This is a genomic window from Dietzia sp. B19 (assembly GCF_014145155.1).
Lineage (GTDB): Bacteria > Actinomycetota > Actinomycetes > Mycobacteriales > Mycobacteriaceae > Dietzia > Dietzia natronolimnaea.
In genome coordinates this window covers 1-11,679 of sequence record NZ_JAALED010000021.1, presented here as the reverse complement: position 1 = coordinate 11,679, position 11,679 = coordinate 1, and the positions used below count along the sequence as shown (strand labels likewise).

15 protein-coding genes are annotated in these 11,679 nt (G+C 70.4%); 6 read left to right on the top strand and 9 right to left on the bottom strand.

All coding sequences use genetic code 11. From position 1 onward, the window contains the following. Window positions 1–181, top strand: a 181-nt coding sequence (locus G6020_RS01065) for a DUF1731 domain-containing protein (RefSeq protein WP_182609373.1), incomplete at its 5' end; no start/stop codon positions are given. Window positions 182–190: 9 nt separating this feature from the next. Here the strand turns inward: G6020_RS01065 and G6020_RS01060 are convergent. From G6020_RS01060 to G6020_RS01050, 3 genes are read right to left on the bottom strand one after another with little or no spacing between them, the layout of a single operon-like run. Beyond that, window positions 191–835, bottom strand: a complete 645-nt coding sequence (locus G6020_RS01060; protein WP_182609372.1) for a TetR family transcriptional regulator — start codon at window positions 833–835, stop codon at window positions 191–193. A gap of 55 nt (window positions 836–890) precedes the next feature. Then, window positions 891–2,198, bottom strand: a complete 1,308-nt coding sequence (locus G6020_RS01055) for an SPFH domain-containing protein (RefSeq protein WP_179523647.1) — start codon at window positions 2,196–2,198, stop codon at window positions 891–893. A 51-nt stretch (window positions 2,199–2,249) separates the two neighbouring features. Continuing rightward, a complete protein-coding gene (locus G6020_RS01050) occupies window positions 2,250–2,684 on the bottom strand; it encodes an NfeD family protein (protein ID WP_182609371.1) in 435 nt (144 codons plus the stop codon). A gap of 73 nt (window positions 2,685–2,757) precedes the next feature. On the opposite strand from G6020_RS01050, the gene G6020_RS01045 reads away from it, so the two are divergent. Both G6020_RS01045 and G6020_RS01040 read left to right on the top strand, forming a co-directional pair. Continuing rightward, window positions 2,758–3,648 (top strand): cation diffusion facilitator family transporter, encoded by an 891-nt coding sequence (locus G6020_RS01045; RefSeq protein ID WP_182609370.1) that lies wholly within the window; start codon window positions 2,758–2,760, stop codon window positions 3,646–3,648. Window positions 3,649–3,650: 2 nt separating this feature from the next. After that, on the top strand, window positions 3,651–4,100 hold the full coding sequence (locus G6020_RS01040) for an MmcQ/YjbR family DNA-binding protein (protein WP_182609369.1): 450 nt from the start codon (window positions 3,651–3,653) through the stop codon (window positions 4,098–4,100). Between the two features lie 5 nt (window positions 4,101–4,105). Here the strand turns inward: G6020_RS01040 and G6020_RS01035 are convergent, their stop codons facing one another. Continuing rightward, entirely contained in the window at window positions 4,106–5,176 is a 1,071-nt protein-coding gene (locus G6020_RS01035; protein WP_182609368.1) for an aromatic acid exporter family protein, read from the bottom strand. Between the two features lie 148 nt (window positions 5,177–5,324). Between G6020_RS01035 and G6020_RS01030 the strand changes: the two genes are divergently transcribed. Together G6020_RS01030 and G6020_RS01025 are read left to right on the top strand one after the other, a co-directional pair. Continuing rightward, a complete protein-coding gene (locus G6020_RS01030) occupies window positions 5,325–5,792 on the top strand; it encodes a hypothetical protein (RefSeq protein ID WP_182609367.1) in 468 nt (155 codons plus the stop codon). Window positions 5,793–5,841: 49 nt separating this feature from the next. Further along, on the top strand, window positions 5,842–6,147 hold the full coding sequence (locus tag G6020_RS01025) for a hypothetical protein (protein ID WP_182609366.1): 306 nt from the start codon (window positions 5,842–5,844) through the stop codon (window positions 6,145–6,147). Window positions 6,148–6,214: 67 nt separating this feature from the next. On the opposite strand, the gene G6020_RS01020 is transcribed toward G6020_RS01025, so the two are convergent. From G6020_RS01020 to G6020_RS01000, 5 genes are all read right to left on the bottom strand, one after another. Further along, window positions 6,215–7,087, bottom strand: coding sequence for an alpha/beta hydrolase (locus G6020_RS01020; RefSeq protein WP_241732516.1), 873 nt, complete (start codon window positions 7,085–7,087; stop codon window positions 6,215–6,217). Between the two features lie 71 nt (window positions 7,088–7,158). Next, window positions 7,159–8,136: a glycine betaine ABC transporter substrate-binding protein gene (locus G6020_RS01015; protein WP_179523640.1), complete on the bottom strand. Its 978-nt coding sequence runs from the start codon at window positions 8,134–8,136 to the stop codon at window positions 7,159–7,161. After that, window positions 8,133–8,897 (bottom strand): ABC transporter permease, encoded by a 765-nt coding sequence (locus G6020_RS01010; protein ID WP_182609365.1) that lies wholly within the window; start codon window positions 8,895–8,897, stop codon window positions 8,133–8,135. The genes G6020_RS01015 and G6020_RS01010 overlap by 4 nt, the downstream gene beginning before the upstream one ends. Next, a complete protein-coding gene (locus tag G6020_RS01005) occupies window positions 8,894–10,087 on the bottom strand; it encodes an ATP-binding cassette domain-containing protein (protein ID WP_182609364.1) in 1,194 nt (397 codons plus the stop codon). The genes G6020_RS01010 and G6020_RS01005 overlap by 4 nt, the downstream gene beginning before the upstream one ends. Next, window positions 10,084–10,728 carry an ABC transporter permease gene (locus tag G6020_RS01000; protein WP_182609363.1) on the bottom strand — a complete coding sequence of 215 codons (645 nt, stop codon included), beginning with the start codon at window positions 10,726–10,728 and terminating at the stop codon, window positions 10,084–10,086. The genes G6020_RS01005 and G6020_RS01000 overlap by 4 nt, the downstream gene beginning before the upstream one ends. Window positions 10,729–10,858: 130 nt before the next feature. On the opposite strand from G6020_RS01000, the gene G6020_RS00995 reads away from it, so the two are divergent. After that, window positions 10,859–11,679, top strand: an 821-nt coding sequence (locus tag G6020_RS00995) for an inositol monophosphatase family protein (protein ID WP_182609362.1), incomplete at its 3' end; no start/stop codon positions are given.

The window sequence follows — 11,679 nt, the reverse complement described above, 5'->3', positions numbered from 1 at the left end:
GGTCCCCGGTTTCGCGCCCGGCCTGGTCCTGGGCAGCCGCGGGGCGGACGAGCTGGCGCTGGCCGACCAGAGGGTCGACCCGGCGCTCCTGCGCGCGGTCGACCACCCGTTCCGCTACCCCGGGCTCAGGGCCGCGCTGGCCCATGAACTGGGCGGGGAGAAGGTGCCCGCGGCGCTCTGAGGCACTGCCTCAGCGCTGCAGGATCATCGGGACCAGCACCCGCCGCGCCAGCGCCCGGATCTCGTCCTCGGTCTCCAGGACGGGCGGGCCGTCCGGCATCACGGCGATGGAGTGCAGGAAGCGGCCCACGACACTGCCGACCTCGCGGGACAGCGTGTCGAACTCGTCCGCGTCCATCGGTCGGGTGTGGACGTCGGCGTTCCAGGTGCTCCGGATGAACTCCGCGACGATCCCGGTGATCGCGCCCAGAACCGAGTCGGACTGACCGGCGAGCATCGCCATGGCCTCGACCTTGTCCACCTCGACGAGGCGCTGGAGCAGTTCGCTTCTACGGATGTCGAAGACGGTGCCGACGAGCAGGTCCTCGACGTGCCGGACCGGATCCCACTCGAGTGACTCGAACGGGGTGAACCGTGCGTTGACCGACATCATCAGGCGCTGCGCCTCATGGGCGTACAGCGCGCGGAGGATCTGCTCGCGCGGACCGAGCCTGCGGTACAACGTCACCCGCGTCACCCCGGCCGACCTGGCGATGTCGTCGGTGCTCGCGCCCTTGATGCCGCGCTCCGCGAACACCGAGGCCGCCGCCTCGATCAGGCGGATGTCCTCTGCATCGGGTGGCTGGGCGCCACCGCGTCCACTGTTACGTGCCACACGGGCATGTTACTTCCAGTGGTCGTGGCGGCGCCCGCAACCCGGCCGGATCGGGTCAGGGACGGTCCCGGCCGGCCTCGTCGACCGGGTATGCGCCCTGCTGCAGGCCCTGCTCGAGATCCACGCCGGGGTCGATGCCGGCGGGCTGCCCCGGCTGTGCCCCCTGCGGGCCCGAGAGGGCGGGGGTGTCGTCCGGGGCGATCCCGCCCTCGGACGAGGGGACCATGTCGAAGACCCCGGGCTTGGGCTTGGACTTCGGCTTCTCCGTGGCGGTCGCGGACGACGACGCCCCCTCCGCGGCGGCCTCGGCGGCCGCGACGGACCGGGCGATCTCCGGGTCCGTCGAGGTGTCGAACCAGTGCTCGGGGGCCGACGGCAGATCCGCGTCGTCATCGGTGGCGGGCGGCTCGTAGCGGAACACCCCGTCGTCGTCCTTCTTGGCCACGGCCTTGGCGAAGTTCTCCAGCGAGTCCCCGAACTGCGAGGGGATCATCCACATCGTGGCCGCGTCGCCCTTGGCCATCTCCGGCAGGTTCTGGACGTACTGGTAGGCCAGCATCTCCGGCGTGGGCTTGGAGGCCTTGACGGCCGCGTTGACGCGGGCGATGGCGGCCGCCTGGCCCTCCGCCACGAGGTAGCGGGCGGCCCGCTCACCCTGGGCACGGAGCATGCGCGACTGCCGGTCGGCCTCCGCGTTGAGGATCGAGGCCTGCTTGTTGCCCTCGGCGTCGAGGATGGAGGCCTGCTTGGCGCCCTGGGCGGTGGTGATGGCGGCCTCGCGCTGTCCCTCGGCGGTGAGGATCGTCGCGCGCTTCTCGCGATCGGCCTTCATCTGCTTCTCCATCGACTCCTGGATCGACAGCGGCGGGTCGATGGACCGCAGCTCGACACGGGCCACGCGCAGGCCCCAGCGGCCGGTCTCGGAGTCCAGCACCCCACGGAGCTGCTTGTTGATCATGTCGCGGCTGGTGAGCGTCTGCTCGAGCGTGAGCCCACCGACGACGTTGCGGAGCGTGGTGGTGGCCAACTGCTCGACGGCGACGATGTAGTTGTTGATCTCGTAGACCGCGGCCTTGGGGTCGGTGACCTGGAAGAAGACGACCGTGTCGATGTTCAGCGTGAGGTTGTCCTCGGTGATCATGGACTGGGGCGGGAAGGTCACCACCCGCTCACGCAGGTCCACCTTCGCGCGGACCCGGTCGATGAACGGGATGATCAGGGTGAGCTGACCACTCACCGTGCGCTGGTAGCGGCCCAGTCGCTCGATGACCGCGGCCTCCGCCTGCGGGATGAGCTTCACGGAGCTCACCACCACCGAGGCGATCAATATGACGATGACGGCAAGGAAGATCAAGCCACCCATGGTTTCCTCCTGTTGTGTCGTGCTGTCGGCTGTGTGTCGGACTCGGGCTCTCTAGATGCCACGCACGACGATCGCGGTGGCCCCTTCGATCTCGTGCACGAGGACCTTGTCCCCGGCGTCGAACGTCTCGCCCTCGATGAGTGGGCGCGCCGTCCAGGTGTCCCCCGCGATCTGAACGAGGCCGCCGGCCGGTCCGATCGCCTCGACCACGGTGCCGTCGCGTCCGGTCAGGGCGGCCGTGTTGGTGTCGTGCTCGGGGAGCGCGGACAGGAGTCGGCGGCGGACGAGGGGTCGCACCCCCGCGACGAGGATGATCGAGACGAGGGCGAACGCCAGGGCCTGCCCCCAGATCGGTGCGCCGAGCGCGGCCGCGGCGGCCCCACCGAGAGCGCCCCCGGCGAGCATGATCAGGAACAACTCGCCGCCCGCCGCCTCTCCGGCGGCGAGCAACACCGCTACTGCGAGCCAGGCAAGTCCTACATGCATGTCTACGACCCTACCGATATCCGGCCGTCGGCAGGGGGGACGTCGTCCCACGAGCGGACTACGCTCACATGACGTGTCGACTCTCAAGAAGTTCGCGTGGCTGTCGGTGGCCACGTCGATCGTCACCATCTCGTTGAAGGTGGTGGCCTGGTGGGTGACCGGATCGGTCGGCCTGCTCGCCGACGCGGCGGAGTCGGTGGTCAACCTGGTGGCCGCGGTGGTCGCGCTGATCGCCATCACCGTCGCCGAGCGCCCGGCCGACGACGACCACCAGTACGGCCACTCCAAGGCCGAGTACTTCTCCGCCGTGGTCGAGGGCGCGATGATCTTCGTGGCCGCGACGTTCATCCTCTACACGGGTGTCGAGCGACTCCTCAATCCCGTGCCGATCGAGTCGCTCGGGCTGGGCCTCGCGATCTCCGTCGTGGCGGCCGTGATCAACGGAGTGGTGGGCACGTTGCTGATCCGGGCCGGGGTCCGTCACCGGTCGCCCACCCTCAAAGCCGACGGGAAACACCTGATCACCGACGTCGTGACCTCGGTCGGCGTGGTGATCGGTGTGACCCTGGTGTGGGTCACCGGCTGGGAGTTCCTCGATCCGATCGTCGCGATCGGGGTGGGGCTGAACATCCTGTTCATCGGCTACAAGCTCGTCCACGAGTCCGGGATGGGGCTGATGGACGCGACACTCCCCGAGGAGGACAACAAGGCGATCCAGGCCGTACTGGACAGGCACCGGCAGCCGGGCCGGGTCGACTTCCACGAGCTGCGGACCCGCGAGTCCGGCCGGTGGCGCTTCGTCGAGTTCCACGCGCTCGTCCCCGGCGACTGGAGTGTGGAGCGGGGCCACGATCTGGTGGAGAAGGTCGAGCAGGAGATCCACGCCGCGCTTCCGCACTCCCACATCACCACCCACCTCGAGCCGATCGAGGACGAGCGCGCCTACAACGACGTGAGGCTGTAGCCATGGGCCACCCGATCATGTTCGACGACGCCGATCCGCTGCTCGCCCGGTTGCGTCGGATCTGCCTGGCGCTGCCGGACGCCGCGGAGAAGATCTCGCACGGGCGGCCGAACTGGTACACGACCACGGTCTTCGCCGCCTACGGCGGCAAGGTCAAGGGGGATCACTCGGATCCCCTGCTCGACCGCGCCCTGCTGTTCCTCCCGGACCCGGAGGACCTGCCGGCGCTCGAGCAGGACGAGCGAATCGTCGTGCCCGCCTACGTCGGCGTCCGGGGATGGCGGGCGCTGCCACTGGACCGGCCCGGGGAACACGGGGCGGGCGATCCGGGCTCCGTGGACTGGGACGAGGTCGCCGAGTTGGTCGAGTCCTCCTATCGGCAACTCGCCGGGGCCCGGAGGGTCGCCCGCCTGGACGCCGAACAGCGGGAGGCCGGCCGGGGGGAGCGCTAGGCCCCTTACCGGACCTCCCGCTCCGAGGCGACGTCGTCGATCAGCACGGCGATGTGGAACATGCTGGTCAGCAACGAGCCGTAGACCGGCCAGGAGTCCCGGGGCAGTCGGCCGTCCTCGGCCATGGCGTGCGTCAACCCGACCAGGCGGTCGTGGATGGACGCCATCTCGGCATCGGGATCGGCTATCGCGTGGCCGGCGTCTCGAGCGATCGAGGCCCACTCGCTGCGGAAGCGCTCGTCCCACGGCCCCTCCGCATAGGTGGCCTCGTGGAGAGTGCGGATGAGGTGCCTCAAGTGCGAGACGGCCTCGTCGACGCGACCCAGCACCTCCTCGTAGTCGACCCCCTCGCCGGCAGGCTGTCCGCGGCCGAGGCGCTGGCGGGCCAGGCGGGGATTCGAGCGGCGGCTCTCGCGGGCGAAGTGCACCGTTCCCCACGCGGTCTCGACCTCGTCGGACAGCGACTCGATCTCGCGTCTCCACGCGTCGGCGGCGTCGGTCTCCCAGGAGGTGGAGAACTCGTCGGACATGTTGATGAGGATGTCCCCGATCCGGCGGTCGATGCGGTCCACGTGGCTGGCCGCCTGTTGATCCCGCATCGGAGGGATGATCAGGAGATTGACCAGCACGCCGATCCCCACCCCGACGGCGACCTCGATGATGCGGTCGAGGAGCAGGGGCTGTTGGTCGGAGAACCCGCTGGAGAGCACGAACACCGCGGTGGTGGCGATCGCGACGCCCTCGTCCCGGATCCAGGTGATCCGGGCGCCGGCCAGACCCACGAACATCGCCAGGGCGAAGGTCCACACGTTGACGCCCAGGTAGAACCCGATGAGGAAGGACAGGCCGACGCCGATCGCGGACGCCACCGTCGTCTGCACTCCCCGGGAGAGCGACCTGTGGACGGTGGCGTGCACGGTGAGCAGGGCGGTCCACGGCGCCAGGAACGGCAACGGCGAGTCCAGGACGTGCGCGGAGAGCCACCACGCGGCCGTGGCGGCGATCATGCTCTTGACGATCTGCAGCAGGTCGGTCCTGACGTCGGGCCGGCCCGCGAGTTCTCGGAGTCGTGGCATACGCAGCATTCTCGTGGGTGGCCCGACGTGACGACAATCCCGGGCCCGGCGACCGTCGGGCGAGGTGACCCGGTGCGGTGCCCGACTCTGCCCTAGGGTCGGTGGGTACTCGAGTCAGCCGTATCGCTCAGCGTCCCCGGAAGGACCCATGGACCCGCTCAGTTCCCCCACCCTGTCGGCGGTGACGGTCGATCTCGGCCTCGACACGCGGCTCGCGCTGCTCGCCGCCGGACTGGTCTTCCTGCTGGCCCTGGGGCTGGGGGTGTGGAAGTACCGGCAGATGGCCACGAGCGCGGACCACCTCGCGCACCCCTACGTCGACATCGCGCACCGGGCGGCCCTGCTCTACTCCTTCGCGATCCTGCTCATCGCCGCGTTCGTGGAGCTGAGCAGCTGGCCCACGTGGGTGAACCTCGCGGCGGCGGGGGTCCTGGTGTTCTTCTTCGTGGTGGCGATCGCCAGCTACATCGTCCACGGCGCGCTGCGGGACACGACCAACCAATTCGAACACCCGTCGACCATGCTGCGGGTCGGGATGCTGGCACTCATCGTGGGGGAGATGGGCGGGTTCGCGGTCCTGCTGGCGGGATTCGTCGACGGTCAGTTCCTGGCCTAGCAGTTCCTGGGCTGAGCCGATTTCCGGGCGGCGCGGTTAGGCTGGCCGTATGCCGCTGCGCCCCCGTTCCGACGCCGCCTCCCCGAGGAAGAGATCGTCCGAGGGCATGGACCTGGGCACCCGGTCACTGGTGCTGGGGGTGGGGTCCCTGGCGCTGTCCTGGGTTCCACTGCTCAACATCATCGCGTTCCTCGCCGCGCTGATGGCCGTCGCCTTCGGGTTGCTCGCGCGGTGGCCCACGGGGTGGCTCACCAACCAGGAGCCGGACCCGCGCCGGGGACTGGTCGGGGTCGTCCTCGGTGGGGTCGCGATCGTCGTCTTCGTCATCACGGCCGTGCGGTACTCCGCGCTGTAGCAGCACCGACAGCGCCGACGGCACCGACCGCGCCGACGGCGCCGGCCTCGGCGATCGCGGTGCGTCCTCAATGCGAGTTGGACACCACCCAGCCGATCGCCGTGCGCATCCGACGGGCGAAGGTCCCGGGATGGGTCGCGCACGCGGCGTGGCCGGCGCTGATCGGGAACACCGCGCTGTGCGGCAACAGATCGGCCATCTCGTCCTGGATCCACCGGGGGAAGGCGATGTCGCGCATGGTCTTGACGACCGCGACGGGCAGTTCCAGCTCGTGGAGCCACGACGTGGAGTTGAACCGGGCCACCTCCGTGATCACCGTCCTGTGGGTCGCGAGGGGCACGGAGGCCAGTTCCCGCATCGCCCAGGTGTAGGCGCTGGGCACCTCGTCGCCGATCTCCCTGGCCACCTCGACGGGTACGGCGTTGAGCACGGGGGCTCCCCGGGTCAGCGATCCCATCGTGATCTTCTCCAGCGCGTTGCGCTGGGCACCGGTACCGGTGGCGGCCAACACCAGTCCGCCGAGGCGGGAGGGGTCGCGACGGGCCGCGAGCTGGGCGACGATGCCGCCCATCGAGTACCCGCCGATCACCGGTTTCTCCAACTCCAGGTGGTCGGAGACGCGCAGCACGTCCTCGCCCAGCGCCCCGAAGTCGAACGGGCCGCCGTGGCCCATCCCGTGGCGGCGCTGGTCGTAGGCGATGAGCCGGTACTCGCCCCGCAGACGCTGGAAGGTCTGATACCAGTTGAGCATCCCGGTGGCGGCCATCCCGTGCAGCAGGACGACCGGCGTGAGGTGCTCCTCGCCGGTGTCGTAGAGCCTGGTGGTGACGTCGTCGGTGAGGGTGACGATCCGACCGGCCGGAAGCAGCGTCATGTCCGGCGCCATCCGCGGAAGGCGCGATGCCGACCTCGGGATCGCGGCCAGCGGGTTCCTGGTCATGAGTGTCCTCCTCGGGTACCTGACCCCGATTGTTCGCCTCTTCGCCGCGCTCTGCACGACCGGACGCGCGGTCACTCCGCGGAGACCAGTCCCCGGTCCACCAGGAAATCCCTCGCGACCAGCGCCGGATCGTCGCCGTCGACGTCGACCCGCATGTTCATCTCGACCATCACCTCGTTGTCGAGGACCTCGACGAGCGGCGCGAGGACCTCCTCGATCTCGGGGTGCGCGTCCAGGAACTCGCCCCGCACCACGGTGGCGAGGTTGTAGACGGGGAAGAAGCGCTGGTCGTCCTCCAGGACAACCAGGTCGAGGCCCTTGACCCGGCCGTCGGTGGTGTAGACCTCGCCGAACCGGCACTCCCGGCCGGTGGCGGTGGCCTGGTAGATGATCCCGGGCTGCATGATCGGCACCGGGACCGTGGCCGCGTCGAAACCGTAGGCCTCGGCCAGCCCGGGCCAGCCGTCACGGCGCACGGAGAACTCGGTCTCCATGCAGGTCACGGCGGAGTCCGGATCGGTCTGGACGAGCCGGGCGTAATCGGAGAACGTGCGCAGCCCGGTCTCCTCCGCGGTGGCCCGGCTCATGGCGAACGAGTAGGTGTTGTCGACGGTCGTCGGGGGCAGCCACCGGATGTCGTGGGCCTCGAGGTCGGCGTCCCGGACGGCCACCCACTGACCCTCGGGGTCGCGGATGGGTTCCGAGTTGCCGAGATAGCTCATCCACGCGGTGCCCGTGTACTCCATCCCGATGTCCACCTGGCCGGTGACCAGGGCCTGCCGGAAACTGTTGGACCCGGCCAGCGAGGACATGTCGGAGACCTCCATCCCGGCGGCGGCCAGGAGGAACTCCACCAGGTAGCTGCTGATCACGCCCTCGGTGAAGTCCTTGCCGCCGACCGTCACGCGCACCCCTTCGAGCGCGGGGACGGTGCCGTCCGGGCCGGGGCCCACGGGCAGGGGCACGGACCCGCCGTCGCTCAGCCCGCACCCGGTCGCCACGAGCACGGTGGCCAGACACGAGGCGAGGAGTCGCTTCACGGTGGTCATCGCAGCCCCCTCGGGTTGAACAGGACCTCGCCCACCCCGCCGAGCCAGTCGACCAGCAGGGCCAGGCACACCGCCAGGACGGAACCCACCACGAGTGTGGTGGTGTCCTGGAGTCGATAGCCGGTGTCGATGAAGATGCCCAGCCCGCCCGCGTCCACCAGGAAGCTCAGCGTGGCGGTGCCGACCGCCAGGACGAGCGTGGTGCGGAGCCCGGCCAGGATGAACGGCACCGCGAGCGGCAACTCGACCGTGCGCAGGACCCGGCTCGTCGTCATGCCCTGTCCCCTCGCGGCGTCGATGAGCGCGGGATCCACGTTCCGGATCCCCACGATCGTGTTGCGCAGCACCGGGAGCAGTGAATAGACGGCCACGGGCAGGACGCCGATCCAGAAGCCGGTCCGGTTGGTGGCCAGGAACAGCAGCACGATCAACCCGATCGCCGGTGCCGCCTGGCCGACGTTGGCGATCCCGATGGCGACGGGCGCGAGGAAACCCATCCGGCGGCGGGTGAGCAGGATCCCCAGCGGCACCCCGACCGCGACCACGATCGCGGCCACGGTGAAGGTGATCTGGACGTGCTCGAGGGTGCGCTGGGTGATGGACGAGGCGTTGAGCGAGGCCCTCTGGGTCTCGTCGAGCTCGGACCCGAAGGCCCACCACAGCACGCCCACCGCGGCCAGCGTGATGAGGACCGGCTGGACCACCAACCGGGCCGAGTCCGCGCGGGACGCGGCGCGGGACGCGGTCGCCGCGGCGCTCACGAGCGCTCCGCGGGGTCCGGGGAACCGGGGACGTTGTGGTGGTGGTGGATGCGCCGGAGCTCTCCCACCAGGTCGTCGATGCCGATCGTCCCCCGGTACGCCCCGGAACGGTCGACCACCACGGTGGTCGCGCTGGCGGTCGAGAGCAGCCCGTCGAGCGCCTCCTGGAGCGTGGAGTCGACCGTCACGGTGCCGGCCACCGGCTGGCCACCCGAACGCAGGTCGGGCATCCGGGCCACCAGGTCCCCGCGCACCCAGCGCAGGGGGCGCCCGGAGTCGTCCAGGACCACCGCCCACTCGTCGTCCGTCCCGCGTACGCGGGAGGCGAAGTCGGCCGGGTCCTCCGACTCCCTCGCCGTCGTCGCCTCTCCGAGGACCACGTCCCCCACCCGCCGGAGGGTCAGTGTCTTCAACGCCGCGTCGTCGCCGATGAAGCCGGCCACGGTCTCGTCGGCCGGGTTGGCGAGAATCGCCTCGGGGGAGTCGAACTGCAGGACCGACGAGCCGGGCCCGAGCACCGCGATCCGGTCGCCGAGCCTGACGGCCTCGTTGAAGTCGTGGGTGACGAAGACGATGGTCTTGTGCAGCTCCTCCTGCAGGCGGATGAGCTCGTCCTGGAGGGAGGCGCGGGTGATGGGGTCCACGGCGCCGAACGGCTCGTCCATGAGCAGCACCGGCGGGTCCGCGGCCAGGGCGCGCGCCACCCCGACCCGCTGCTGCTGGCCACCGGAGAGCTGGGCGGGGTAGCGGTCGCGGTAGTCGGCCGGGTCGAGGCCCACCAGCTCCAGCATCTGGTCCACGCGGTCCGCCACGCGCGACTTCCTCCACTTGAGGAGCCGGGGCACGGTCCCGACGTTCTGGGCGACCGTCAGGTGCGGGAACAGGCCGGACGCCTGGATGGCGTAGCCGATGTGGCGCCGCAGGGTGTCGGCGTCGAGGGTCCGGTTGTCCTGGCCGTCGATCGTGATGGTCCCCGAGGTGGGTTCGATCAGCCGGTTGATCATCCGCATCGTCGTGGTCTTGCCGCAGCCGGAGGGACCCACGAACACGGTGGTGCGTCCGGCGGGCAACTCGAGAGAGACGTGGTCGACGGCCGGTCGGTCCTGGCCGGGGTAGACCTTGGTGACGTCGTCCAGGGTGATGGGCACCCCGGACACGGCGCCGGCGTCGTGCGCGGTGGGTGTGGTCACTGGTTCCCCCTGATGGTGAGGCGTCCGAGGAGGACGAGGAGCGCGTCGAGGACGAGCGCGAGGACGACGATGAGGACGGTCGCCGTGAGCGCCATCGGCAGCGCGGTGGGCGTCCCCACCCGGGAGAGCCCGGCGAAGATCAGGTTCCCCAAGCCCGGGCCCTTGGCGTAGGCGGCGATCGCGAGGATGCCCATGGACATCTGGGTGGACACGCGGATCCCGGCGAGGATCGACGGCCACGCCAGCGGGATCTCCACCCGGCCCAGGACCCCGATCCGGCTCATCCCGACCCCGCGCGCGGCGTCCACGGTGGCCGCGGGGACGGCGTCGAGTCCGACGATGGTGTTGCGCAGGATCGGCAGCACCGCGTAGATCACCAGTGCGGTCATGGTGGGCAGCACGCCCAGCCCCAGGATCGGGATGAGGAGTCCCAGCAACGCGAACGAGGGCACGGTCAGCGCGGTGGCGGCCAGGCCGGTGGCCACGGCGGAGCCGGCCCTGCTGCGGTACACCGCCACGCCGACGGCCACCGACAGCAGCGTGGCCAGCAGGACCGCCTGCACGGTCGCGCTGACGTGCTGCCAGGAGTCGGTGGCGAGCTGGAGCCGGCGGGTGGAGATGAAGTCCACGAGGTCGTTCAACGTATCTCGGCTCCGTCCGTGCGGTTCGGTCTGCTCACGCTATCCGGATGGGCACGTGTAGAGGGGTGGGAACGAGTATGTCGCGGTGTGATCCGGCGTGCGACCGGTGGCCGTGATGCACCATGGGGCCATGACTGCGAGGCCCGACCGCCCCCTGGACCCTGACCTGATCGAGCACCTCGACGAGCTGCTCGCCGCCACCGGCAGGATCGCCCGCCGCCACTTCCACGGCGAGCTCGAGGCGCTGGTCGCCGGCGACAAGGGCGGGGGGCGGGGGTACGACCCGGTGACCGAGGCCGATCGCGACATCGAGGCGTTGTTGCGGGCCGGGATCTCGTCGATGGCGCCGGGGGACCGGGTGGTGGGGGAGGAGAACGGCGAGTCCGGGCCCCCGGACGCCCCCCGCACCTGGTATCTCGACCCGATCGACGGCACCAAGGCCTTCCTCACGGGGATGGCGGGGTGGGGCACGCTCGTCGGGGTGGTGGAGGACGGCCGGGCGGTCGCCGGGTGGATGGACCAACCGGTGTTGGGGGAGACCTTCGCCGCGGTCCACGGACGCGCCACCGTACGTCGCCGATCGGACGGGCCGGAGGCATTCGATCTGCACGTGTCGGGGTGCGACGAGCTGTCCGAGGCGATCATGTACACCACCCACCCGTCGATGTTCGGGGACGGTGAGCTGCGCCGACGCTACGACGACCTCGCCACCCGGGTGCGCCTGCAGCGCTTCGGCGGGGACTGCTACGCCTATTGCATGCTCGCCGCGGGCCGGGTGGACCTGGTGGTCGAGTCCGACCTGAAGTCCTACGACATCGTGGCCCTCATCCCGATCATCGAGGCGGCCGGCGGCGTGATCACCGGACCGGACGGTCGGCAACCGCTGGACGGCGGCACGGTCGTGGCCGCCGCGACACCGGCCCTGGCGGAGCAGGCGTGGGCGGTGCTCGG